This window comes from Streptomyces cylindrosporus (genome assembly GCF_022698165.1).
Taxonomy (GTDB): domain Bacteria; phylum Actinomycetota; class Actinomycetes; order Streptomycetales; family Streptomycetaceae; genus Streptomyces; species Streptomyces cylindrosporus.
This window is the reverse complement of record NZ_JALDAY010000010.1, coordinates 290,905-315,729: the sequence shown is the minus strand read 5'-3', so window position 1 is coordinate 315,729 and position 24,825 is coordinate 290,905. Positions and strand designations below refer to the sequence as shown.

Annotated in this window: 22 protein-coding genes; 5 read left to right on the top strand and 17 right to left on the bottom strand. The window is 70.8% G+C overall.

What is annotated here, in order from left to right; translation table 11 throughout:
• The first annotated feature begins 122 nt into the window (after positions 1–122).
• Positions 123–1,064 (top strand): RluA family pseudouridine synthase, encoded by a 942-nt coding sequence (locus tag MQP27_RS32250; RefSeq protein ID WP_242770676.1) that lies wholly within the window; start codon positions 123–125, stop codon positions 1,062–1,064.
• 18 nt (positions 1,065–1,082) lie between these two features.
• Here the strand turns inward: MQP27_RS32250 and MQP27_RS32245 are convergent, their stop codons facing one another.
• The 6 genes from MQP27_RS32245 to MQP27_RS32220 form a co-directional block, all read right to left on the bottom strand.
• Positions 1,083–2,570 (bottom strand): cytochrome P450, encoded by a 1,488-nt coding sequence (locus tag MQP27_RS32245; protein ID WP_242770674.1) that lies wholly within the window; start codon positions 2,568–2,570, stop codon positions 1,083–1,085.
• A gap of 77 nt (positions 2,571–2,647) precedes the next feature.
• On the bottom strand, positions 2,648–3,268 hold the full coding sequence (locus tag MQP27_RS32240) for a GTP-binding protein (protein ID WP_242770672.1): 621 nt from the start codon (positions 3,266–3,268) through the stop codon (positions 2,648–2,650).
• Positions 3,249–3,650, bottom strand: a complete 402-nt coding sequence (locus MQP27_RS32235; RefSeq protein WP_242770670.1) for a DUF742 domain-containing protein — start codon at positions 3,648–3,650, stop codon at positions 3,249–3,251. The genes MQP27_RS32240 and MQP27_RS32235 overlap by 20 nt, the downstream gene beginning before the upstream one ends.
• The gene (locus MQP27_RS32230; RefSeq protein ID WP_058926362.1) at positions 3,647–4,054 is read right to left on the bottom strand and encodes a roadblock/LC7 domain-containing protein; all 408 of its coding nucleotides are present in this window, start codon (positions 4,052–4,054) and stop codon (positions 3,647–3,649) included. Before MQP27_RS32230 ends, MQP27_RS32235 begins: the two co-directional genes overlap by 4 nt.
• Complete coding sequence (locus MQP27_RS32225) at positions 4,051–5,646, bottom strand: sensor histidine kinase (RefSeq protein ID WP_242770667.1); 1,596 nt, start codon at positions 5,644–5,646, stop codon at positions 4,051–4,053. Before MQP27_RS32225 ends, MQP27_RS32230 begins: the two co-directional genes overlap by 4 nt.
• 278 nt (positions 5,647–5,924) lie before the next feature.
• Positions 5,925–6,551, bottom strand: a complete 627-nt coding sequence (locus MQP27_RS32220) for a TetR/AcrR family transcriptional regulator (RefSeq protein WP_242770665.1) — start codon at positions 6,549–6,551, stop codon at positions 5,925–5,927.
• 201 nt (positions 6,552–6,752) lie between these two features.
• Between MQP27_RS32220 and MQP27_RS32215 the strand changes: the two genes are divergently transcribed.
• The 4 genes from MQP27_RS32215 to atzF are packed head-to-tail and all read left to right on the top strand — an operon-like array spanning position 6,753 to position 13,373.
• A complete protein-coding gene (locus tag MQP27_RS32215; RefSeq protein ID WP_242770663.1) occupies positions 6,753–7,577 on the top strand; it encodes an urea amidolyase associated protein UAAP1 in 825 nt (274 codons plus the stop codon).
• On the top strand, positions 7,574–8,191 hold the full coding sequence (locus MQP27_RS32210) for an urea amidolyase associated protein UAAP2 (RefSeq protein ID WP_242770661.1): 618 nt from the start codon (positions 7,574–7,576) through the stop codon (positions 8,189–8,191). Before MQP27_RS32215 ends, MQP27_RS32210 begins: the two co-directional genes overlap by 4 nt.
• Positions 8,188–11,697, top strand: a complete 3,510-nt coding sequence (locus MQP27_RS32205) for a 5-oxoprolinase/urea amidolyase family protein (protein ID WP_242770659.1) — start codon at positions 8,188–8,190, stop codon at positions 11,695–11,697. The genes MQP27_RS32210 and MQP27_RS32205 overlap by 4 nt, the downstream gene beginning before the upstream one ends.
• A gap of 14 nt (positions 11,698–11,711) precedes the next feature.
• Positions 11,712–13,373 (top strand): allophanate hydrolase, encoded by a 1,662-nt coding sequence (atzF, locus tag MQP27_RS32200; RefSeq protein ID WP_242770650.1) that lies wholly within the window; start codon positions 11,712–11,714, stop codon positions 13,371–13,373.
• 69 nt (positions 13,374–13,442) lie between these two features.
• Here the strand turns inward: atzF and MQP27_RS32195 are convergent, their stop codons facing one another.
• From MQP27_RS32195 to MQP27_RS32145, 11 genes are all read right to left on the bottom strand, one after another.
• Positions 13,443–16,304 (bottom strand): DEAD/DEAH box helicase, encoded by a 2,862-nt coding sequence (locus tag MQP27_RS32195; protein WP_242770648.1) that lies wholly within the window; start codon positions 16,302–16,304, stop codon positions 13,443–13,445.
• An 86-nt stretch (positions 16,305–16,390) separates the two neighbouring features.
• Positions 16,391–17,296 carry a twin-arginine translocase subunit TatC gene (gene tatC, locus MQP27_RS32190; RefSeq protein WP_242771268.1) on the bottom strand — a complete coding sequence of 302 codons (906 nt, stop codon included), beginning with the start codon at positions 17,294–17,296 and terminating at the stop codon, positions 16,391–16,393.
• Between the two features lie 92 nt (positions 17,297–17,388).
• The gene (tatA, locus tag MQP27_RS32185; protein WP_242770646.1) at positions 17,389–17,676 is read right to left on the bottom strand and encodes a Sec-independent protein translocase subunit TatA; all 288 of its coding nucleotides are present in this window, start codon (positions 17,674–17,676) and stop codon (positions 17,389–17,391) included.
• A 262-nt stretch (positions 17,677–17,938) separates the two neighbouring features.
• Positions 17,939–18,133 (bottom strand): hypothetical protein, encoded by a 195-nt coding sequence (locus tag MQP27_RS32180; protein ID WP_242770644.1) that lies wholly within the window; start codon positions 18,131–18,133, stop codon positions 17,939–17,941.
• Positions 18,134–18,153: 20 nt separating this feature from the next.
• Complete coding sequence (locus tag MQP27_RS32175) at positions 18,154–18,444, bottom strand: hypothetical protein (RefSeq protein WP_242770642.1); 291 nt, start codon at positions 18,442–18,444, stop codon at positions 18,154–18,156.
• Positions 18,441–19,517 carry a helix-turn-helix transcriptional regulator gene (locus MQP27_RS32170; protein ID WP_242770640.1) on the bottom strand — a complete coding sequence of 359 codons (1,077 nt, stop codon included), beginning with the start codon at positions 19,515–19,517 and terminating at the stop codon, positions 18,441–18,443. The genes MQP27_RS32175 and MQP27_RS32170 overlap by 4 nt, the downstream gene beginning before the upstream one ends.
• 18 nt (positions 19,518–19,535) lie before the next feature.
• Positions 19,536–20,489 carry a helix-turn-helix transcriptional regulator gene (locus tag MQP27_RS32165; RefSeq protein WP_242770638.1) on the bottom strand — a complete coding sequence of 318 codons (954 nt, stop codon included), beginning with the start codon at positions 20,487–20,489 and terminating at the stop codon, positions 19,536–19,538.
• A 131-nt stretch (positions 20,490–20,620) separates the two neighbouring features.
• A complete protein-coding gene (locus tag MQP27_RS32160; RefSeq protein WP_242770636.1) occupies positions 20,621–20,992 on the bottom strand; it encodes an FKBP-type peptidyl-prolyl cis-trans isomerase in 372 nt (123 codons plus the stop codon).
• Positions 20,993–21,051: 59 nt separating this feature from the next.
• Entirely contained in the window at positions 21,052–22,056 is a 1,005-nt protein-coding gene (locus MQP27_RS32155) for an FKBP-type peptidyl-prolyl cis-trans isomerase (protein WP_242770633.1), read from the bottom strand.
• Between the two features lie 135 nt (positions 22,057–22,191).
• Positions 22,192–23,553, bottom strand: coding sequence for a Pup--protein ligase (gene pafA, locus MQP27_RS32150; RefSeq protein WP_028801611.1), 1,362 nt, complete (start codon positions 23,551–23,553; stop codon positions 22,192–22,194).
• Between the two features lie 9 nt (positions 23,554–23,562).
• On the bottom strand, positions 23,563–24,822 hold the full coding sequence (locus tag MQP27_RS32145) for an MFS transporter (RefSeq protein WP_242770630.1): 1,260 nt from the start codon (positions 24,820–24,822) through the stop codon (positions 23,563–23,565).
• Positions 24,823–24,825: the final 3 nt, after the last annotated feature.

Genomic DNA, 24,825 nt, shown 5'->3' with positions numbered 1-24,825 from the left:
GGGCTTGACACCGGCTGTGCCATGCTTGGTCGCTGTCGGCCGAACGCCGAGCCCCGTCGCTACTTGCGCACCCTTCAGCCGCCGCGGACCTGCATCGCGATCACCTCGTAAACTTGATCGTGATGAGACGCCGCAGCCACCCTCCGCCCTCTCCCCTGCCACAGCGCGCAGGGGTGGATCCGGTACGGGTGCGGTTGCCGGCCGGGGACGCGTGGGCGACCGTGCGGGATCACCTCGTGGCGCGGCTCGCGGCCGGGGCCGGGGTGATCGACGAGATGCTGGACGCCGGACGGATCGTGGACGCCGCCGGGCGTCCTGTGCCACGGGACATGGAATACGTGCCGGGGATGTTCCTGTGGTTCCACCGGGAGCTGCCCGACGAGGAGCCCGTGCCGTTCACGATCGACGTCCTCCACCGGGACGAGCACCTGGTGGTCGCCGACAAGCCGCATTTCCTGGCCACCACCCCGCGCGGCAGCCATGTGGCCGAAACGGCCCTGGCACGGCTGCGGCGGCAACTGGGCATCCCCGCGCTGGGCGCGGCGCACCGGCTGGACCGGCTGACTGCCGGACTGGTGCTGTTCACCGTGCGGCCCGAGGAGCGCGGCGCCTACCAGGCGCTGTTCCGTGACAGGCGAGTGGCGAAGGAGTACGAGGCGGTGGCCCCGTACGACCCCTCACTGGCCCTGCCACGCACCGTGCGCAGCCGGATCGTCAAGGAGCGCGGGATCCTGGCGGCCCGCGAGGTCGACGGCGAGCCCAACGCCGTCAGCAGCATCGAGCTGCTGGAGCACCGGAACGGGCGTGCCCGGTACCGTCTGCTGCCGCGTACCGGGCAGACACACCAGCTCAGGGTGCACATGAGCGCCTTGGGGGTCCCGATCCTCGGCGATCCCCTCTATCCGGTGGTGACCGGCCCCGTGCCGGCCGGTGACTTCCGGCGTCCGCTCCAATTGCTGGCGCGGGGCCTGGAGTTCACCGATCCGGTCACGGGGCACGAGCACCGTTTCGTCAGCCCACGTGCGCTGCAGGCCTGGTCGTCGTACGACGAGTGGACCGGGTAGCGCCGATGGCCGGTCGGCTCAGTCGCCCCGCCACCAGCGCAGGAGCCGCTGGAAAACACCCGGCCGGGTGGCCGGCTCCGGCGTCACAGTCACCGTGGGCGTCGGCGTCGGAGCGGGGGCCGGAGTGACGGGTTCCGGAACCGCCTTGTGCAGCTGTGGTGCGGTGACCTGCCAGTTGCTGGGACGCGGCACTGCCGCCGGATGCTCGGGCCGCGTCATGACGTCCTGCTGGGGTCTGGGGGTGAACCTCACCGGCAATTCCACCAGGTGCCGGTTCGAGATGGACGACACCCAGCTCAACTCGTCCTCCTCGCAGTCGAGTTGGATGTCGGGAAGGCGGGTCAGCAGCGCGTCGACGCCGACGTCGGCGATGGCGCGGCCGATGTCCTGGCCCGGACACTCGTGGGGGCCGCCGCCGAAGGCAAGGTGGGAGCGGTTGCCTTTCATGTTGGCCGTGAGGTCCGGGCGGACGCGCGGGTCGACGTTGCCCGGCGCGATGCCGAAGAGGAGAGCGTCGCCCTTGCGGATGGCCTGGCCGCCCAGCTCGGTGTCCTGCTTGGCGACGTAGGGGAGGATGGTGCTGAACGGCGGCTCGTCCCACAGGGACTGCTCGACCGCCTGGGGCACCGTCATCTCGCCGCCGTTGAGCTGGGCGCGGAACCGTGGGTCGGTGAGCACCACCCGCAGTACGTTGGCGAGCAGGTTGGTGGTGGTCTCGTACGCGGCGATCAGGACGACGCGCAGGTGCTGGCCGACCTCGTCGTCGTTGAGCCCTGCCGGGTCCCTGATGAGGTGGCTGGTGAAGTCGTCCTCGGGTTGGGCCCGGCGGCGGGCGGTGAGCCGCATCAGGACGTCCATGAGGTACGCGTTGCTGGCAAGGGCGGTCTCGGTGCCCTTGGGCAGGTCGCGGGTGGCATGCACGAGCTGGTCGTTGTACTCCTCGGGCATGCCGAAGATCTGGCACATCACCACCATCGGCAGGTGTTCGGCGAACTGGCTGACCAGTTCGGCCCTGCCACTCTCGCAGAACTTGTTGACGAGGTGCTGGGTCGCGCGGTTGATGTGGCGGCGGATGCCCCGGTGGTCGATGGTCGACATGGCGCCGGTGACCGCGCCGCGCAGCCGCTGGTGCTCGTCGCCCTCGGCGTGGCTGCAGACGGGCTGCCAGGCGAAGTGCGGCAGGAGCGGGTGGTCGGGCTTGATCGTGCCGTCATGCATCGCGCTCCACAGCCGGGGGTCACGGCAGTACTGCGAGGGCGTGCGCACCATGTGCATGTTCTCGCTGTGGCCGAGCACCACCCAGATCGGCACATCCTCGTGCAACAGCGCCGGTGCCACCGTGCCGTGCTGGGCCCGGAGTTCTTCGTACACAGCCCCGAGATCCTCCGCCCCCGGCCCGTACAGCCGGCGCAGCCCGCCGGGGCCGAGGCCGTGGGCGGGGCAGCCGGGGGGCGGGGCGGTGGTGGGTGCGTCGGTGCCGGTCGGGAATCGGGGTTCAGGCGTCACGATGGTCGCTCCGAAGCTGAGGTGGTTCCGATGTACGGGAGAGAGGTGATGGGTCGTGGGTCAGGGATGTACGGGCGTCACGCCGGCGCCTTCGCCAGCGCCAGCGCGTGCAGGAAGCGCATCAGTGTCATCAGGACGTCCTTGCTGGACGCCCGGCGGCGCGCGTCGCACTCGATGATCGGGATCTCCTCGGGCAGGTCGAGGGCCGTGCGCAGCTCCGCGATCGGGTAACGGGGGGCGTCCGGGAAGGAGTTGACGGCGACGACGAAGGGCACGCCTCGCTCCTCCAGTCGCCCTATGACGTCGAAGCTGACTTCCAGGCGCCGGGTGTCGATCAGCACGACCGCGCCGAGCGCGCCCTCGAACAAGCCGTTCCACAGGAACCAGAAGCGTTCCTGGCCGGGCGTGCCGAAGAGGTACAGCACCAGCTGGTCGGTGATGCTGATCCGGCCGAAGTCCATGGCGACGGTGGTGGCCGTCTTGGTGTCGGAGCCGAAGTTGTCGTCGACCCCGATGCCGGCCTGCGTCATCGTCTCCTCGGTGGTCAGCGGCCTGATCTCGCTGACCGAACCGACCATCGTCGTCTTGCCGACTCCGAAGCCGCCCACGATCACGATCTTCACCGCGGCCTCGGCCGTGTGCGGCAGATGATCCTCCGAGCGTGGTCCGGGGATGGTGTCAGAGCCTTTGAAGTCCATGCATCACCGCTTCGAGAAGGGAACGGTCGGGGAGCGCCTGCCGGACGATCGGGGCGCGCGCCTGCACCAGCTCGGCCGTCAGCATGTCGGTGAGCAGCACGGTCACCACGCTGAACGGCAGGTTCAGATAGGCCGAGAGCTCGGCCACCGAGAGGGGGGCCGCGCAGAGCCGGAGCGTCGCCGACTGCTCCGGGGTGGCCGAGGCCGGCGGATCCGCGCGCGCCACGATTAACGTGACCAGGTCGATGTCGGCCCGCTCGCCGTCCGGTCCGGCGACGACGTACAGCCGTTCCGGGGCCTTCTCGACGCCCTCTTTGGCGGGTTGCGGGGGTGGCGGCGGCTCCTGCTTGGGAAATCGCCGCCGGCGTTGCGGAGGAGTCATACGGCCTGCCCGTTGCGCCGGGGCGGACTGGTGAGGTGGGCGCCGATGCGGACCACGAGGTCGCGCATGCGGTTGCTCATGAGGCCCGGCTCGGCGACCACGTCGGACAGGACCGCGAGGTAGGCGTTGGGGCCGGCGGCCATCAGATAGAAGTAGCCGCCGTTGATCTCGATGAGGACCATTTTCATGCGGCCGTCGCTGTCCGGGATCTCCTGGGCGACGGCACCCGCGAGGCTCTGCAGGCCCGCACAGGCCGCGGCGACGCGGTCGGCCGCGTCGGGATCACCTCCGTAGCGAGCGATGCGCAGGCCGTCGGCGGAGAGCACCACGATCATCTCGATGCCGGGTACTCCGTCGGCGAGATCCTTGAGCATCCAGTCGAAGTTGGCTCGCTGCTGGATCACTTGGGGTCCCTCTCCTCGTCGGCCTCAACACGGGCCGGCTCGTTGGTCGGCTGGGAAATGTCGAACGGGTCGGGGGTGCCCTTCAGGCCGTTCCAGAACGCCTCGACCCAGAGCCCCGGTTCGGGCTCGTCCTTCTCCTCCGGTTCCGGCTCCGGCTCGGGCGTCGCCCAGGCGGGCCGGGACTCCCGGGCCTCCCGCTCGGCCTCTTCGGCGGCGGCCTGCTGGGCGAGGCGCACGCTGAGCGGGGTCTTGACCCGGCTGCGCCGCTGCGGGAGCCCGCCGGCCGTCCACTCGGTGACGACGGGGACCTCGTCCTCCATGGAGACGCCGGCGGGGATGCGGGGGCTGGTGGGACGGCGCCGCTTGACGGGGCGCTTGGGACCCTCGATCCCGCCGATGTCGAGCTTGGGCGCCGAGGTGATGCCGATACCGTGGGCGAGGCCGGGTGCCTCGTCCTCGGTCGTCATCACGCGCGGCACGACCAGCACGGCGCGGACTCCGCCGTACGCCGAGGCACGCAGCGCGATCTGCATGTCGTACGCCTTGCACAGGCGGCCCACGACGGCGAAGCCCAGGCGCGGGGACTCACCGAGCTCCTGCACGTCGACGCCGGCCTTGGCCTGCTCCAGCAGGTTCTCGATCTTGGTGCGGGCCTCCTCGCTGAGGCTGACGCCGGCGTCCTCGATCTCGATCGCGATGCCGGTCTGCACCTCGGTCGCGGTGACGTGCACCTTGGTCTGCGGCGGCGAGTAGCGGGTGGCGTTGTCGAGGAGCTCGGCGCAGGCGTGGATGACCGGCTCGACGGAGATGCCGCGGATGTTGACCTTGGCGATGTTGTCCAGCGAGATGCGCCGGTACTCCAGGATCCGGGACATGGCGCCGCGCAGCACGCTGTACAGCGGGACGGGCTGCGGCCACTGACGGCCGGGGCGGCCGCCGCCGAGGACGGAGATCGAGTCGGCCAGCCGGCCGATCAGCGCGGTGCCGTGGTCGATGCGCAGCAGGTCGTCGAAGACCTCGGGGTTGCGGCCGTGGTCCTCCTCCATCTCCCGGAGTTCCTTGGCCTGTTGGTGCACGATCGCCTGAACGCGGCGGGCGATGCTGACGAAGGAGCGCTGCGAGGAGTCCCGCATTGCTTCCTCATTGTCGACGATGTCGAGGACCGTCCGGAGCAACCGCAGCTGCCCCTCGGACAGTTCGGCGTAGCTCGGGTCGACGTTCGGGAGTTGGCGAATCACCTCTGCGGGCGAATTTCCCTTGCGCAACCAGTAGATCGCGGTCGGCGCGATCTCGTGCGCGATGCGGAGCATCTGCTGTTCGTGCCCGGCGAGACGCTGCTCCAGATACGCAGTGTGACGGGCGGTCTGGTCGCGCAGGGCCCGCAGGCTGCGGCCGCGCCGTACGGCCTCGGCCGCCGCGGCGATCACCAGCAGCGTGGCGGCGCCGCCACACCAGCCGACGGCGGCCCGGGCCGGGTCGGACACCACGGCGACGGCGGCCCCGGTCGCCGCGGCCATCAGTATCGCGGGGAGCAACAGCACGCGCGCGTAGGGAAGTTCACGGCGGCCGGGAGGGGATTGAACACTCACCATGTAAGCCCTCTGAAACGAATCGGCTCGGAGTCGCACATATAGGGAACAAGCGCACGAATACATCTCAACTCGGTGCGCTGCGGGCGAGCTTAGTCCGACCGGATCATCGCCGTGTCATATTCAGCAACCGCCTGAAACAGGGCGCGCGAAGCGAGTACGCTCACTCCATTTACACGCTGCGCCCCCGATCGAACACGATGCGTCACGGCGAACGGGCATACGATGATCACTCACCGTGAGGGGTGAAGTCCGGCCCGGACCCGTGACCCGGGCGTGGTTCAGGCGCCGGCGATGCGCAGCGCGGCGTCCGCCGTGGCCTCCGCGAACACCGGCACCGGACGCTCGGAGCCCGAGCGGCGCACCAGGATCACGCCCTCGATCAACCCGAACAGCAGGTCCGTACGGAGGTCGAGCTCGCTCTTGGCGAGCGCACCACCGGCGTCCGTCGCGGCGAGCAACTGCCGGTAGGCGTCCTTGAGTTCGGCGCGCACGGCGTGGAAGCCGGCGAACCGCTCGGCCCGCACCTCGGGCAGGAGATACAGCGCGCCGAGGTTGTGCGGGCCGCCGCACAGCAGCTCGACGTCGGTGCGGCACAGCTCCCACAGCCGGTCCTCGGCCGGGACGCTGTCGTCGGCGAGGAGCTCACGGGCGTACGCCAGCGAGGGCGTGACCGTGGACTCCAGGAGCTCGGCGAGGAGTTCCTCCTTGCCGGAGACGTAGTGGTACATCGAGGCCTGCCGCATGCCCGCGCGCTCGGCGACCGCACGCGTGGTGGTGGCCGCGTAACCCCGGGTGGTGAACAACTCGGCGGCGGCGGAGAGGAGTTCGTCGCGCGGCTCCAGTCCGCTGTCCGGCCGCTGCGCGGCCCGCGGCCTGCCGACCCGGCGCCCACCTGTCGTCCCCATGGCCTCGATCCTCGCACACGCAGGTCAGCGGCGGTCTGCGGGCGATCCCGGTGAGAGGTCGGTAACCGACCGGCAACCTGCGGGCAACGCCGACGACCCGCCCCGCGCCTAATTTCTGTCGAGCGACAGAAATACCCCCCGGTGAAAGCCGCCGGCAATGCCCCCGGCGAAAACCGTCCGCCCGCACCCGGAGGTCCCGCGATGGCCACAGAGACCACGTACGGAGCCCGCGACCACGCCCGCGCCCAGGAGGGCACCCGCGCCGAGGCCATGCCCGTGGTCCCGGCCGTCGACTGGCCGGACCCGCCCTGTGCGGCGGGCCATCTGGTCTGGGCGGAGACCGTCGCGGGCGGCAACTACACGCACCGGGTCCTGGCCCGCGGCACCGAGCTGCGCCTGACCGACCTGCGCGGCGACGCCTGCGCGCATCTGCTGCTGTACGTGGCCGACCGGCCCTGGGAGCGGCTGAACGTCGCCGACACGGTCAAGGTCCAGTGGAACGCCTACCTCGGCGAGGACCGGCTGCTCCTGTCCGACCAGGGCCGGGTGCTCGCGAGCGTCGTCGCCGACACCTCCGGCCGGCACGACGCGCTGTGCGGCACCTCCACCCTCGTACGCAACACCGAGCGGTACGGCGACGGCACCCCGCAGTCCGGCTCCCCCGCCGGCCGTGAGCTGTTCAAGCTGGCGGCCGCGAAGAACGGCCTGGAGCCACGCGACCTGCCGCCCTCGCTCTCCTTCTTCCAGGGCGTGCAGGTCCGCGAGGACGGCTCCCTCGACTTCACCGGCTCGACCGGCCCGGGCGGCAGCGTCACGCTCCGCGCCGAGCAGGACCTGACCGTGCTGATCGCCAACGTTCCGCACCCGGCCGACCCGCGCCCCGACTACGTCAGCACCCCGCTGGAGGTCCTGGCCTGGCGCGCCGCGCCGACCGCACCCGGCGACCCGCTGTGGGAAGCCACGCCCGAGGGCCGCCGCGCCTTCCTGAACACCGCCGAATTCCTTGCCGCAAGGGGGCTCGCATGAGCACGAAGAGCGTGGTGCCGGCCCGCGCCTCCTGGTCGTCCGTCATCCGCACGGGCCAGACGCTGACCATCACCGACCTGCGCGGAAACCAGGCCGTCGACTTCCTCGTCTACGACGCCCACGACACCTCGGTCCGCTACAGCGCCCCCGACACCATCCACGCCCAGGGCGGCATCTTCCTGACCACGGGCAGCGTGCTGATGTCCAACGAGCACACCCCGCTGATGACGCTGACCGCCGACGACGTGGGCCGCCACGACACGGTCGGCGGCGCCTGCTCCAAGGAGTCGAACACCCTCCGCTACGGCCACCACACCTGGTCCCAGCACGCCTGCGTGGACAACTTCCTGGCGGAGGGCGCCAAGCACGGCCTCGGCAAGCGCGACCTCGTCTCCAACATCAACTGGTACATGAACGTGCCCGTCGAGAAGGACGGCACGCTCGGGATCGTCGACGGTCTCTCGGCGCCGGGCCTGAAGCTGACCCTGCGCGCCGAGCGTGACGTCCTCGTCCTGGTCTCCAACTGCCCGCAGATCAACAACCCGTGCAACGGCTTCGAGCCGACGGCCGTGGAGATGACCATCGAGGCCGCCGCCACGGGGGAAGCCGCATGAGCTTCGACAAGCTGCTGGTCGCCAACCGGGGCGAGATCGCGGTACGGATCATCCGCACCGCCCGCGAACTGGGCCTGCGCACGGTCGCCGTGTACTCCGACCCCGACCGCTCGGCCCCGCACGTCCGGCTCGCCGACGAGGCGGTACGGCTCGGCCCGGCGCCCGCGAAGGAGTCGTACCTCGACGCCGACCTGGTGCTGAGGGCGGCCAAGGACTCCGGCGCGGGCGCGATCCACCCCGGCTACGGCTTCCTGTCCGAGGACGCGGCCTTCGCGCGCCGCTGCGAGGACGCCGGGATCGTGTTCGTCGGCCCGACGCCCGAGCAGCTGGAACTGTTCGGCGCCAAGCACACCGCGCGGGCGGCGGCTGAGGCGGCGGGGGTGCCGCTGGCGCCCGGGACGGGTCTGCTGGCGTCGCTGGAGGAGGCCCACGCGAGGGCCGCGGCGATCGGCTATCCGGTGATGCTCAAGGCGACCGGAGGCGGTGGCGGTATCGGTATGTCGGCATGTCGGTCGGCCGATGAACTGGCCGACGCCTGGGAGCGGGTGCAGCGCGTCGCCGCCGCCTCCTTCTCCTCCGCGGGCGTCTTCCTGGAGCGCCTGGTGGAGCACGCCCGCCATGTCGAGGTCCAGGTCTTCGGCGACGGCGAGGGCAGGGTCGTCACCTTCGGCGACCGCGACTGCTCCCTCCAGCGCCGCAACCAGAAGGTGGTGGAGGAGGCGCCGGCACCCGGGCTCCCGCCCCGCGTGCGCGAGCAACTGGCCGCCTCCGCCCGCGACTTGTGCGCCTCCGTCGGCTACCGCTCCGCCGGGACGGTCGAGTTCGTGTACGACGCCGCCCGCGAGGAGGCCTACTTTCTGGAGGTCAACACCCGCCTCCAGGTGGAGCATCCGGTCACCGAGGAGGTCTACGGCGTCGACCTGGTCGCCTGGATGCTGCGCCTGGCCCGCGGCGAGCGCGAGGTCGTGCGCGACCCCGGCGCACCGCGCGGCCACGCCGTCGAGGCCCGCCTCTACGCCGAGGACCCCTCGCGCGAACACCGGCCGAGCGCGGGCCTGTTGACGCGGGTCGAGTTCCCGCCGGGCGTGCGCGTCGACGGCTGGGTGGAGACCGGCACCGAGGTGACGACGTCGTACGACCCGATGCTCGCGAAGGTCATCGCGTACGGCACCGACCGCGCCCACGCGCTGGAGCGGCTCGACGAGGCCCTCTCCCGTACCCGGGTCGACGGCATCGAGACGAACCTGGGACTGGTACGGGCCGCGCTCAAGGACCGGGACTTCGCGACGGCGGCCCACTCGACGGCGACCCTGGCGGCCGTGGCGGACCCGACCCCGCGCATCGAGGTCGTCTCCGGCGGCACCCTCACCACCGTCCAGGACTGGCCGGGCCGCACCGGCTACTGGCAGGTCGGCGTGCCCCCGTCCGGCCCGATGGACGACCTCGCCTTCCGCCTCGGCAACCGCGCACTCGGCAACCAGGAGGGCGCCCCGGGCCTCGAATGCACGCTCCAGGGACCGTCGTTGAGGTTCTCGCACCCGACGACGGTGTGTGTGACGGGCGCCCCGGCGGAAGTGAGCGTGGACGGGCGGCCGGTCCCCCAGTGGGAGCCGGTGACGGTGCCCGCGAACGCCCTGCTGCGGATCGGCGCACCGGACCGACACGGCCTGCGCACCTACGTGCTGTTCGCGGGCGGCGGACTCGACATACCCTCCTTCCTCGGCAGCGCGAGCACCTTCACGCTGGGCCGCTTCGGCGGGCACGGCGGCCGGGCGCTGCGCACGGGTGACGTGCTGCACGGCGGAGCCACGGCCGAGGGCACGCCGGTGGCCGACCGCCCCTCCTACGGCTCGACCTGGCACATCGGCGCGGTCGAAGGCCCGCACGCGGCACCGGAGTTCTTCACCGAGGACGACATCCGCGACTTCTACGCCGCCGACTGGAAGGTCCACTTCAACTCGGCCCGCACCGGTGTCCGCCTGGTCGGCCCCAAGCCGCGCTGGGCCCGCACCGACGGCGGCGAGGCGGGCCTGCACCCGTCCAACATCCACGACACCCCGTACTCCGTGGGCGCCGTCGACTACACCGGCGACATGCCGGTGCTGCTCGGCCCCGACGGCCCCTCCCTCGGCGGATTCGTCTGCCCGGCAACGGTGTTGAGCACCGAACGCTGGAAGCTGGGCCAGCTGCGGCCGGGCGACACCGTGAAGTTCGTCCCTGTGACGGTCGACGGCTCGCCGCGCCCCGAGATCGTGGACGGCGGCGTACTGGCCCGGGACGGCGATGTGACGTTCCGCCGCAGCGGCGACGACAACCTGCTGGTCGAATTCGGCGAGATGCAGCTCGATCTGGCCCTGCGCATGCGCGTCCACGCCCTGATGGAGGCGGTCACGGAAGCCGAGCTCGACGGCATCACGGACCTCACACCGGGCATCCGCTCCCTCCAGATCCAGACGAACCCGGCCCGCCTCCCCCAACACGAACTCCTGGCCCTGGTAAGGGAGATCACGGCGGCCCTGCCCCCCACCGACGAACTGGTCGTCCCCTCCCGCACCGTCCACCTCCCCCTCTCCTGGGACGACCCGGCGACCCGCGAGGCGATCGCCCGCTACATGGCGGGCGTCCGCGACGACGCGCCCTGGTGCCCCTGGAACATCGAGTTCATCCGCCGCGTCAACGGCCTGGACTCGGTGAACGACGTGTACGCCACGGTCTTCGACGCGGAGTACCTCGTACTGGGCCTGGGCGACGTCTACTTGGGCGCCCCGGTCGCCACTCCCCTGGACCCGCGCCACCGCCTGGTGACGACGAAGTACAACCCGGCCCGCACCTGGACCGCCGAGAACTCGGTCGGCATCGGCGGCGCCTACCTGTGCATCTACGGCATGGAGGGCCCCGGCGGCTACCAGTTCGTCGGCCGCACCACCCAGGTCTGGTCGGCCTGGCAGCAGCGCGGAGCATTCGAACCCGGCTCCCCCTGGCTGCTGCGCTTCTTCGACCGCGTCAAGTGGTACCCGGTCGACGCGGACGAACTCCTGGAACTCCGGGCCGACATCACGTCGGGCCGCTTCGTCCCCCGCATCGAGGAGGGCACCTTCTCGCTCGCCGACCACCGCGCCTTCCTCGCCGAACACGCGGACTCGATACGGGAGTTCAGGACCCGGCAGCAGACGGCCTTCGGGGCCGAGCGGGACGCCTGGGAGGCGGCGGGCGAGTTCACCCGGGCGGAGGCCGCGAGCACACCGGCACCTCCCCCGGCCGAGGTGACGGTCCCGCCCGGCGGCCACCTGATCGAGGCCGAATTCGCCGCGTCGGTCTGGCAGTTGAACGTCGAGCCCGGCGACGAGGTCACCGCCGGACAGCCACTCCTCAGCCTGGAGGCGATGAAGATGGAGTCCAGGGTGCACGCGCCGACGGCCGGCGTGGTGACGGAGATCCTGGCCAGGCCGGGCGACCAGGTGGAGGCGGGAACGGCACTGGTCGTCCTGGCCCCCGCCGCGAACTGAAAGAGGAACGAGCGATGTCCACCACCGTCTCCCGAGTCCGCGCCGCCTACGCCCGCATCGAGGCGGTGGACCGCCCCGAGATCTGGATCGACCTGCGCCCGCGGGACGAGGTCGAGGCGGAGGCCCGGGCGCTGGACGAACGCGTCGCAGCCGGGGAGCAACTCCCCCTCGCGGGGCGCCTGCTCGCCGCCAAGGGCAACATCGACGTGGCCGGCCTGCCGACGACCGCGGGCTGCCCTGCGTACGCCTACGAACCCGAAGCGGACGCGCCGGTGGTCGCCCGCCTCCGCGCGGCCGGTGCGATCGTCCTGGGCACGACCAACCTGGACCAGTTCGCGACCGGCCTGGTGGGCACCCGCTCCCCGCACGGCGCTGTCCGCAACGCCCACGACCCGGCCCGCATCAGCGGCGGCTCCAGCTCGGGCTCCGCGGTCGCGGTCGCCCTCGGCCTGGTCGACCTGGCCCTCGGCACGGACACGGCGGGCTCGGGCCGGGTCCCGGCGGCCTTCAACGGCATCGTCGGCCTCAAGCCGACCCGGGGCCTGGTCCCGACGACGGGCGTGGTCCCGGCCTGTGCCTCCATCGACTGCGTGACGGTCTTCGCCCGCACCCTCCCGGAGGCCGAACAGGCCCTGTCCTTCATGACCTCCCCGCCGGCCCGCGAACTCCCGCCGCTCCCCCAGCGCACCCCGGGTCCCTGGCGCATCGCGGTCCCCCCGCTCGACCAGCTCGGCGAGCTGGACGAGGGCTGGGCGCAGGCGTACGAGGCGGCGGTACGGCAGCTCGCCGAGGCGGGCGCGGACATCCGCACTCTCGATCTGACGCCGTTCACCGAGGCGGCGGCGATGCTGTACGAGGGTGCGTTCGTGGCCGAGCGCTACACGGCGGTGGGGGCATTCATCGACAAGGCGACAGCGGACAACGCCGAGGGCCTGGACCCCACGGTCGCCGGCATCATCACCCGAGCCCGCGACATCCCGGCCCACCGCCTGTACGCCGACATGGACCGCCTGGCAGCCCTCCGCACCCGCGCCCTGACCGAACTCGCCGACACGGACGCCCTCCTGCTGCCCACGACGCCGGGCCACCCCACCCTCGCCGAGGTGGCGGCCGACCCCCTGGGCGCCAACGCCCGCCTGGGCCGCTTCACCAACTCGACGAACCTCTTCGACCTGGCGGCGGTGGCCGTCCCCGCTGGCGAGGTGAACGCCCTCCCGTTCGGCGTGATGCTGATCGGCCCGGCGTTCACGGACGACCGCCTGGCGAGAATCGCAACACTCCTCCAGCCGGAAACCCGCTTGGCAGTGGTGGGCGCCCACCTCACGGGCCAGCCCCTCAACCCCCAACTCCTGTCCCTGGGCGCCCGCCTGGACCGCACGACCACGACGGCCCCGGCCTACCGCCTGCACGCGCTGAGGACGGAACCGCCGAAGCCGGGGCTGGTGTACGTGGGCGAGGGCGGAGCCGAGATCGAGACCGAGGTCTGGCGCCTACCGGCAGCGGGCCTGGGCCACCTGCTGACCACACTCCCCCGCCCGATGACCCTGGGCAGCGTGCAGTTGTCGGACGGCACGAGCACCCCCGGCTTCTTGTGTGAGCCCAGCGCACTGGGCAATGCCGAAGACATCACGTCGTACGGAAGCTGGCGCAACTATTTGAAACACGGGCAAAACTGACGCGCCCCAAAGGGGCGCGGGGAACTGCGCGACCAGCCCCCACTCACCCGCACCCGCGCCCCAAACCCGTCACCCCACAGACGAGTAGGCCACAACCCCCCGCAGCAACAGATCAACAGCCTTCCGCGCATTCTTCGCCACAGTCGACCCCTCCCCACCGGAAACCGGAGCCGCCGCCGAGATCTGCCCCAGCACATCGATCACCTGCTTGCACCACCGCACAAAGTCCCCGGCCGGCATCTCCGCCTCCCGCAGGACCTCGTCAAGCCCCTTCCCGGAGGCCCACATGTACGCGGCCCAGGCGAACCCTAGATCAGGCTCCCGCTGCCCGACCCCTTCGGACTGCGTGATCCGGAACTCCTCCTCGAGCCCGTCCAGCCGCCCCCAGATCCGCACCATCTCCCCCAGCGCGGCCTTGGCCTTCCCGGACGGCAGCTTCGGCGCCATCGCGTCGTCCCCGACCCGCGCCTCGTACACCAGAGCCGAGACACAAGCCGCGAGCTCCGCGGGCCCGAGCCCTTCCCAGACCCCGGCCCGCAGACACTCACTGGCCAGCAGATCGAGCTCGCCGTACAGCCGGGCCAGCCGCTTGCCGTGCTCGGTGACCTCGTCACCCCGCAGATAATCCAGCTCGGTCAGCAGCGCGACGATGCGGTCAAAGGTCCGCGCGATCGTATTGGTCCGCCCCTCGATCCGCCGCTCCAGCTGCGAGGTGTCGCGCAGCAGCCGGTGGTAGCGCTCGGCCCAACGCGCGTGGTCCTCACGCTCGTTGCACCCATGGCAGGGATGCGCCCGGATCGCCGTACGCAACCGGGCGATCTCCCGGTCGTCGGCGGCCTGCGACCGCTTCTTGCGCGCACGCTCCGGCGGAATGTGCCCCGCCTTGGTCCGCAGCGCGGACGCGAGGTCCCGACGGGACTGGGGCGAGCGGGGGTTGAAGGACTTCGGGATCCGCATCCGCTCCAGCGCCTCGACCGGCACCGGGAAGTCCATCGAGGCCAGCCGCTTGACCTGCCGCTCGGCGGTCAGCACCAGGGGCCGGGGCCCGTCGTGGTGCTCGAACCCGCGATGGCCGTTCGACCGGCCCGCCGGCAGCCCGGGGTCCAGCACCAGCGCCAGCCCGGCGTACTTCCCGGTCGGCACATGGATGACATCGCCCGGCTTGAGCTTCTCCAGCGCGACCGCGGCCTCGGCCCGCCGCTCGGCGGCTCCCTGCCGGGCCAGCTCGGTCTCCCGGTCCTTGAGCTCGCGCCGCAGCCGCGCGTACTCCTCGAAGTCCCCGAGGTGGCAGGTCATGGACTCCTTGTAGCCTTCGAGCCCCTCCTCGTTGCGCTGCACCTGCCGGGAGATCCCGACGACCGACTTGTCGGCCTGGAACTGCGCGAACGACGTCTCCAGCAGCTCACGCGAGCGGTGCCGCCCGAACTGCTCGACGAGATTGACCGCCATGTTGTACGACGGCTTGAAGCTGGACCGCAGCGGATACGTGCGCGTGCCCGCCAGCCCCGCAAGGTGCTCGGGACTCATCCCGCGCTGCCACAGCACGACGGCATGACCCTCGACGTCGATCCCCCGACGCCCCGCACGCCCGGTCAACTGCGTGTACTCGCCCGGGGTGATGTCCGCGTGCTGCTCGCCGTTCCACTTGACGAGCTTCTCCAACACCACGGAGCGCGCGGGCATGTTGATGCCGAGGGCCAGCGTCTCCGTGGCGAACACGGCCTTCACCAGCCCCCGCACGAACAGCTCCTCGACGACCTCCTTGAACGTCGGCAGCATCCCCGCGTGATGGGCCGCGATACCGCGCTCCAGGCCCTCCAGCCACTCGTAGTAGCCCAGGACGTGCAGGTCCTCGGTCGGGATCGACGCCGTGCGCTCCTCGACCAGGGTGCGCACCTGCTCCCGCGCCTCCTCGTCGTTCAGCCGAAGCCCCGCGAACAGGCACTGCTGTACGGCGGCCTCGCAGGCGGCGCGGCTGAAGATGAACGTGATGGCGGGCAGCAGGCCCTCGGCGTCGAGCCGCTCGATGACCTCGGGGCGGCCCGGCGTCCATACGCGGGAGCGCTGTCTGCGCTCCCGCTCCCGGTCCGCCTCGCGCATCGCACGGCCGCGTCTGCGGTCCTGGTACGACGGCCGCTGGGCCTCCATGCGGGCCAGCCGGGTCAGGTCGGGGTTGACGGCCTTCTTGCTGCCCTCGCCCTCCTCGAACAGGTCGTACATCCGCCGTCCGGCGAGCACGTGCTGGAACAGCGGCACCGGCCGGTGCTCGGAGACGATCACCTCGGTGTCGCCGCGCACGGTGTCCAGCCAGTCGCCGAACTCCTCGGCGTTCGACACGGTGGCCGACAGGGACACCAGGGTCACCGACTCGGGAAGGTGGATGATCACCTCTTCCCATACGGCGCCCCGGAAGCGGTCGGAGAGGTAGTGCACCTCGTCCATGACCACGTAACCGAGGCCGAGGAGGGTCTGGGAGCCGGCGTACAGCATGTTCCGGAGCACCTCGGTGGTCATGACGACCACCGGGGCCTCGGAGTTGACGCTGTTGTCGCCGGTCAGCAGGCCGACCTTGTCGGCGCCGTAACGGCGGCACAGGTCGGCGTACTTCTGGTTCGACAGCGCCTTGATGGGTGTCGTGTAGAAGCACTTCTTGCCCTGCTGGAGGGCGAGGTGGACGGCGAACTCGCCCACGATCGTCTTGCCGGAGCCGGTGGGCGCGGCGACCAGCACTCCCTTGCCCGCTTCGAGTGCCCGGCAGGCCTCGATCTGGAAGGGATCGAGGCCGAAGTCGTACATCTCGCGGAAGGAGGCGAGCGCGGTGGCCTGCTCGGCAGCGCGACTGCGGGCAGCCGCGTACCGCTCGGCCGGTGAGAGGTCCTCTGTCATCGTGCTTTCGAGCGTACCGGGCCCCACTGACAACAGGACGATCATTATCCGGAACCCGGGCCGTCAAACACCGAGAGGTGCCCGCGTCACCAGGGACGGGGCACCTCTCGTCTGTGCTTGTGAGCGGGGGCTCAGGTCACGTCGTCGTAGCCGTTGACCCGGTCCGTGCTCGCCTGCTCGGGCAGCGCCCGGCTCGCGGAGACGGTCTCGACCTCCCCGATGTCCTCGGGGGTGAGGTCCAGGTCGGAGGCCTCGTCGTCGGCGGGGCCCTCCTCCTCGCGGCGGCGCTTGCGGCGGTCGTTCAGCAGGGAGAAGATCGCGGCTCCGAAGTACAGCACCCAGATCGGACCGGCCAGCGCCAGCATGGAGAGCGGGTCGGTGCTCGGGGTCGCGACCGCCGCGAACACCGTGATGCCCATGATCATGCCGCGCCACCAGCCGAGCATCCGCTTGCCGCTCAGCACCCCGGTGAGGTTGAGCATGACCAGCAGCAGCGGGAGCTCGAAGGAGAGACCGAAGACGAGCACCATGCGCGTCACGAGGTCGAGCAGATCGTCGAGCGGCAGCAGGTTGTTGACGTCCTTCGGCGTGAAGCCGATCAGCACCTTCGCCGTGGTCGGGAGCACCGCGTAGGCGAAGTAGGCGCCACCGAAGAACAGGGGCACGCCCGTGCCGACGAACGCGTAGGCGTACTTGCGCTCGTGCTTGTGCAGGCCGGGGGCGACGAACGCCCACAGCTGGTACAACCACACCGGAGAAGCGAGCACGACACCGGCCATCAGGGACACCTTGAGGGCCAGCGTGAAGGGCGTGAGCAGACCGTTGATCGTGATCTGCGCGCACTGCTGGCTCTTCTGGTGCGAGTTCTGCAGCTGCTCGAAGGTCTGCGAGCAGCCGACGGAGTCCAGCACCGGCTTGGTGATGATGTTGATGATGTCGTTGTAGAAGAAGGCGGCCACGGCCGTGACGACCACGATGGCCAGCATCGCCTTCGCGAGCCGGTTGCGGAGCTCACGAAGGTGATCCGCAAGGGGCATCCGCCCCTCGGGATCCTTCTCCTGCTTGCGGGCAGACTTGGGCAACCCACGTCCTCATCTCGTGCGGCAGGCCGGAGGCGTCCGGCCCTGCATCAGGCCTTGGTGGTGTCCGTCGGCTCGGTGACCGGGCGCGAGCTGGTCACGTCGCCGGGAGAGGCCTGGATGGTGCGCTGCGCCGAGGACTGCTCGCCGGTGTTCGGCGGGCCGGCCGGGGTGGCCGTGCTGCTGCCCTCTTCCTTCATCGCCTTCGCCTCGCTCTTGAGGATGCGGGCGGACTTGCCGAGCGAGCGCGCCATGTCGGGAAGCTTCTTCGCGCCGAACAGCAGGATGATGACGACGAGGATGAGAATGATCTCGGGGGCGCCGAGCCTTCCGAACATAAGTCTTTACCTTCTCACCGAGGCGGCTGGGGGTGGGATGCTGTCCGACCGGTCGGACACTTGTCCGATCGACCGTGTTGGCAGCGATCGTAACGCTCAGGGGTAAACGTGAGGCAATCCCCGTGCGTACTCCCGGTCAGCGGTCCGCGCCTCGTTCTCCGGGCCGCGACCAGCAGCGTACCTGCCAGTGTGGCCCGGGTGACAGGTCGAAGTGACCCAAACCGCCTGCGGCGCAGGACTCACACCTTCCGCACAGCGGGACTCAGAGGGAGTCCACAGCTCTGGCGGTGCTCACGGCGGCCCGCTCCAGATCCTCGGCGGCCCTGTTGATGCGGCGCGCCGAGTCCGTGACCTGCCTGCCGAGGCGCTGCGCCGCCAGGAACACCCGCACGGCGAACACCCCGAGCACGGCGAGACCCAGGAAACCCACAGCTACCGCGAACATCGGCCAGAACATGACGCCGAGCCTAGACCCTCTTACGGAGTGTGCAGCCGCAAGGTCCGCACCCCGCCGCCGGTCAGCAGCTCGACGATGCGCTCACCGGCCGGCTTGCGGACCGAGGCGCCGCAGTCGGGGCAGGTGAAGGAGTAGAACGTGGAGCGGCTGGTGGCGCCGATGGCGAGTCGCAGGGCACTCGCGGCGAGCTCGAAGCTGCCCCGGCAGTCGGGGCAGCCGGCCCGGAACACCACGGCCGAGACACTTCTCATCCCGGCGAACGCGGACGCCACCGACATCCCCTGCACACCAGCCACCGACGACTCGCTCAAAGCTCCTGCTCCCGCCTGTCGTACTGCCCGTGGTCCCGCTGCCCGTGGTCCCGCTGCCCGTGGTCCCGCTGCTGCCCGTCGTGCCCCGCCTCGACCCCGTCGTACGCCGCCAGCGCCTCGCGGGCCGCCCGGCGGGCGCTGTCGGCGAGGTCGTGCGGCGAGACGATCCGGCCGTCCCGCCCGAGCCGCAGCGCGAGGCGGCGCAGCGAGGCCGGGTCGGGCGTGCGCAGGGTAATACGCAGCCCGCCGTCCGGAAGCTCATCCGCACTGTCGTGCGGGTAGTACTCGGCGACCCAGCGGCCGCCGGGACCGACCTCGACGACGACCTCCGGGTCCTCGGCGGCCGGCTGCACCAGCGCCTCCGAGAGGTCCCTGAGCTCGATCTCGGGCGGCGCGGAGGGCTCGTCCAGGATCTTGATCTCGGCGACCCGGTCGAGCCGGAAGGTACGGCGCGCCTCGGAGCGGCGGCACCAGGCCTCCACGTACGTGTGCCCGACGCTGACCAGGCGGATGGGGTCGATCTCGCGCTCGGTGACCTCGTCGCGGGCCGGCGAGTAGTAGCGGATCCACAGCCGGCGGCGCTCGGAGATGGCCCGGTCGACGTCGGCGAAGACGCCGCCCTCGGCCTCGAAGGTCACCGACAGCCGGGAGCTGGCCCCGGCCGCCTCGCCGGCCGCGGCCTCCACCTTGGCGGTGGCCCGCAGCAGCGCCTGCCGGTCGCCCTCGCGCAGGCCGGGCAGCGTGGCCACGGCCCGGGCGGCCACGAGCAGCGCGGTCGCCTCGTCGGCGGCCAGCCGCAGCGGATCGGCGGTCTCCTCGCCGAGGGCGGCGGGGTTGTGCCACCAGATGCGCTCACCGTCGGTGTCGATGTCCAGCAGGTCGCCGCCGCGGAAGCTGGTGCCGCACATGGGCAGCACATCGAGGTCGGAGACCAGCTCGTCCTCGGTGATGCCGAAGGCACGCGCGACGTCCTCGACCCGGGCCCCGGGCCGCTCCTTGAGATAGGTCACCAGGGAGAGCATCCGCCGGGTCTGGTCGATGGCGTTCACGGGCCTGACCGGTTTGCCTGCCACTGTCCTGCTCGCTCCCCCTCAGCCCTTGGCCACGGCACGCAGCCGGTCCACCACGTCCGCGCGCAGCTCGGCCGGCTCCAGCACCACCACGTCCGGCCCGAACTCCACCAGCCAGGCATCGAGCCCGTGGCCGTACGGAATCTCCAACTCGTCCCAGCCGTCCCCGAGTTCCCGTACCGCGGTGGCCTTCGCCCGAAGGGGGTACCCCGCCTCGGAGCGCAGCCGGATCAGCGCGGAGCGGTCGGCGGTCTCGCCGGCCCAGCTCGCGACGGTCTCGCGGACGGTGACGACGTCGGGCACCTCGACGGTGAAGGCGCCGTTGCGGCTGCGCACTTTGCCGGTGATCCGGGACAGCCGGAAGACCCGCTCGGCGCCCCGGTCGCGGTCCCAGCCGGCGAGGTACCAGTGTCCGCGCCAGCACTCCAGGGCCCAGGGCTCGATGTGCCGGGTCTCGGGGTGGGCGGCGGTGGCCTTGCGGTAGTCGAAGACGACCGGGCGGCGGTCGCGGCAGGCCAGCATCAGCGGCTCGAACGCGGTCTCGTGCACGGGGATGCGGGGCTCCAGGGCGCCGTGGGCCTCGTACGGGTCGACGTCCTCGGGCAGGCCGGCCGCGCGCAGCTTCTGCAGGGCTCCACTCGCCGCGCCCGCGAGCCGGGCCTGCTGCCACACCTTGGCGGCGAGACCGAGGGCGGCGGCCTCCTCGGCGTCGAGGGTGATGGGCGGCAGCCGGTTGCTGTCACGGCGTGCCAGATAGCCCATTTCGCCGTCGAGGTTCTCGACGGTCTCGATGACCAGGCCGAGTTCGCGCAGATCGTCCTTGTCGCGCTCGAACATCCGGCTGAAGGCGTCCTCGGAGCTCGCTTCCAGGTAGGCCTCGATGGACTCACGCAGCTCGCGCTTGCTGAGCGGCCGCCGGGTCCCGAGCAGACACAGCGCCAGGTTCATCAGCCGCTCGGCCTTGGCAATGGCCATCGACGCCCTTCGCCTCCCTATGGTCCTTTACGACGATGACCGTACCGCCCCGAAGTGGCGTGGCAAAAGCCGAGGGCCCATGCCCGGACAGGCATGGGCCCCAGCTGATCGGGTCCGGTCACAACCGACGGTCAGACGGCGACCAGGTCGACCACGAAGATCAGGGTCTCGCCCGGCTTGATCGCGGGGGTCGGGCTCTGGTTGCCGTAGGCGAGGTGCGCCGGGATGGTCAGCTGGCGGCGGCCGCCGACCTTCATGCCCTGCACGCCCTGGTCCCAGCCCTTGATGACCCGGCCGCCGCCCAGCGGGAAGCGGAACGGCTGGCCGCGGTTCCAGCTGGCGTCGAACTCCTCGCCGGTGCTGAAGGCCACGCCCACGTAGTGGACGGTGACGGTCTGGCCCGCCTGCGCAACCGCGCCGTCGCCCTCCCAGATGTCCTTGATCTCGAGGTCCGCCGGGGGCTCGCCGCCCGGGAAGTCGATCTCGGGCTTCTCGATGCTCACGTCTCTAGCTCCTGCTTGTCTGCGGAAAGGCAACAACACAGTCTTACACCCTGTGGGCCTTACATCTTCGCGAGGATGTCCACGGAGAAGACCAGCACGGAGTCCTTCTTGATGCCGCTGCCGGACGGCGGGTTGTCGCCGTAGCCCAGCTTGGGCGGGACGACGATGAGGACGCGGCTGCCGACCTTCTTGCCGGTCAGACCCTGCGCCCAGCCCTTGACGACCTGCTGGAGCGAGAAGGACGTGAGCGCCTTGCGGCCGTACGTCGAGTCGAACTCCTTGCCGCCGTCCCAGAGCACGCCCTTGTACTGCACGAGCACCGTGCTGTCCGCGGTGACCTTGTCGCCGTCGCCCTCGATGACGTAGTTCGCGACCAGCTTGGTGGGCGCGTCCGTCTTGGGGACGTCGATGGAGGGCGCCTTGCCGTCGGTGTTGGTGCCGACCTTGGGCAGGCTCGCGTCGCTCTGCGCGACGTCGGTGCCCTTGGCGGAGCTGGTCGCGTTGAACGTGTCCTGGATGTCGGCGACGAACACCAGCGTGTCGGTGCCCTTGATGCCCGCCTGGGAGTTGCCCGAGGTGCCGTACGCCCAGGTGGGCGGGACGGAGAACATGACGCGGCTGCCGACCTTCTTGCCCTGCAGGGCGTAGCGCCAGCCGTCGATGATGCTGCCCTGGGCGAGCTGGATCAGCAGCGGGGTCTTGCGGTCGTAGGAGTTGTCGAAGACCTTCGCGGTGTCCCAGATCTGGCCGAGGTAGTGGGCCTGGATGTAGTCGTTCTCCGCGACGCTCTTGCCGCTGCCGGCGATGACCGTCTTCACCGCGAGCTGCTTCGACGGGTCACCCGTGCCCTTGGCGACGGTCGGCTTGGTGCCGAACGTGGTGCCCGCCGTGATGGCCGGCAGCGGGCCGTCGACGATCTTCGGCGGGGGCGCGGCGGAGGTGGCCGACGCGGAGGGCGACGCGCTGTCGCTCGCCTTGCTCGAGTCGGACTTCTTGTCGTCGCCGCAGCCGGCGAGCGTGACCAGTCCTGCGGGTACGGCGATGAGTAGGGAGCGTCGGCGCACGGTTGGGGCCTCGTATCGGTCGATCTTGTGGATGGCGTGCGCGCAACTCTACGGCGTGAGAAGGGCGCCGCACTGGAAACGTACGGCGCCCGTGTTGCGTTCCGGCCTTTCACCGGAACGCGTTGCTCACATTGCTCACATTCCCGCGATGAGCTTCTCCACCCGGTCGTCCACCGATCGGAACGGGTCCTTGCACAACACCGTGCGCTGTGCCTGGTCGTTGAGCTTGAGGTGGACCCAGTCGACGGTGAAGTCCCGGCGCTGTTCCTGGGCCCTGCGGATGAAGTCGCCGCGCAGCCGGGCCCGAGTGGTCTGCGGGGGAACGGACTTGCCCTCGAAGATCTTCAAGTCGTTGCAGATCCGGGCCGCTTGGCCCTTCTTCTCGAGCAGGTAGTACAGGCCACGACGGCGGTGGATGTCGTGGTAGGCGAGGTCTATCTGCGCGACCCTCGGGTGGGACATGGTCATGTTGTGCTTGGCCCGGTACCGCTCGATGAGCTTGTACTTCATGACCCAGTCGATCTCGGTGCCGATCCGGTCGAGGTCCTCGGCCTCGATCGCGTCCAGCGTGCGGCCCCACAGCTCCAGGACCTGCTCGACGGTGCCGGTGCGGATGCCGCGGCGCTCGCAGAAGTCCACGGCCTTCTCGTAGTACTCGCGCTGCACCTCCAGTGCGGAGGCCTCGCGTCCGCTGGCCAGGCGCACCTTGCGCCGGCCGGTGATGTCGTGGCTGACCTCGCGGATCGCCCGGATCGGGTTCTCCAGGGTCAGGTCGCGCATCACGGTGCCCGCCTCGATCATGCGCAGCACCAGGTCGGTGGCGCCGACCTTGAGCAGCATGGTCGTCTCGGACATGTTGGAGTCGCCCACGATGACGTGCAGGCGGCGGTAGCGCTCGGCGTCGGCGTGCGGTTCGTCGCGGGTGTTGATGATGGGCCGGGAGCGGGTCGTCGCCGAGGAGACGCCCTCCCAGATGTGCTCCGCGCGCTGGCTGACGCAGTAGACGGCCCCGCGCGGGGTCTGCAGCACCTTGCCCGCGCCGCACAGCAGCTGGCGCGTGACGAGGAACGGAATGAGGATGTCCGCGAGCCGGGAGAACTCCCCGTGGCGTGCGACGAGATAGTTCTCGTGGCAGCCGTAGGAGTTGCCCGCCGAGTCGGTGTTGTTCTTGAAGAGGTAGACGTCGCCCGCGATTCCTTCCTCGTGCAGGCGTCGTTCGGCGTCTACCAGAAGCCCTTCCAGAATGCGTTCGCCGGCCTTGTCGTGGGTGACCAGTTCGGTCACGTTGTCACATTCGGGTGTCGCGTATTCCGGATGTGATCCCACGTCGAGATAGAGGCGGGCGCCGTTTCGCAGAAAGACGTTGCTGCTGCGGCCCCATGACACGACACGGCGGAAGAGGTACCGCGCCACCTCGTCGGGAGACAGGCGGCGCTGTCCCCTGAACGTACATGTGACGCCGTACTCGTTCTCCAGCCCGAAAATGCGGCGGTCCATGAGTGAACATTACGCCCGATCCCCTGTGCTGAAACGGGGTTCGACCGCACGGTTTGGATCATTTTCCGATGAAGCCGCAACGACCGCCCGGCCCGCGGGAGCTGCGAGGACCCGTCCTGTGGCCAGCAGGACCAGCAGTGAGACGGCCCCCGCGACACCTGGTACGGCGAAGCCCCACACGGCTCCTCCGGCCTCTACGACCGGGCCCGCGAGGCCCGTTCCGACCGAGGAACCGACTGTGAACGTCGTCACAATCCACGAGAAGGCCTCGGTGACGGTGCCGCGTGGGGCGTGCCGGTCGACCAGCACGAACGCGCACGCGAGACAGGGCGCCAGGAAGAGCCCGGCGACGGCCGTGAGCACCGTCATGGCGACCGGGCCCGGCGTCAGGGTGAGCGGCAGGTAACACACCGCCAGAAGGGCGACCAGCACCCGCAGTCGCCGCTCTGGCGGCCCGCTCCACTGCCGCGCCCCGTACACCGTGCCGCCGACGAGCGCTCCCAGCCCGATGGCGGCCATCAGCCAGCCGTACACCGCGTCCCCGCCGTGGTCGTCGGCGTACGCCACGGCCGCGACCGCGATGGAGCCGAGCGCCATCCCCACCGCCAGGAACGCGCCGAGCAGGACGAGCAGTCCGGGCGAGCGCAGCGCGCCGAGCCAGTGCGCCTCGCGCGGCGCCGAACGCCACGCGCGCGAGGGCGGCGAGAGGACCACGGAGAGGGCGCCCAGCACGCCGACGACGTTGACGAGCACCAGGGCCGCCTGCGCCGACCACAGCGACACGCACAGGGTCACCAGCAACGGTCCGACGGTGAACATGACTTCCTGGGCGACCGCGTCCATCGCGTACGCCGTCTGCACCTGGCTCTCGCCGCGCAGCACCGAGGACCACAGTGCCCGCAGCCCGCCCTCCAGGGGCGGCGTGAAGAGCCCGGAGAGCGCCACGCACGCGTACGCGAGGGCCGCCGGTTCGGTGCCCGTGAACGCGAAGGCCGACATGGCGAGCGCGGACAGGACCGCGGCGGGCAGCTGGATGCGCGGCTGGCCGTACAGGTCGACGAGCCGGCCGAGCAGCGGCTGCCCGGCGGCGTTGGCGACGCCGTATGCGGCGGCGAGTCCGCCGGCCAGGCTGTAGGAGCCGCCCTCGGCGCGGACGAACAGCACGACGGCGATCGCGGCGACGGCGCACGGCAGCCGGCCGACCAGCGTCCCGGCGAGCAGTCGGGCGGCGTGCCTGGTCCTGAGGATCTCGACGTATCCCGCCGCCATGTC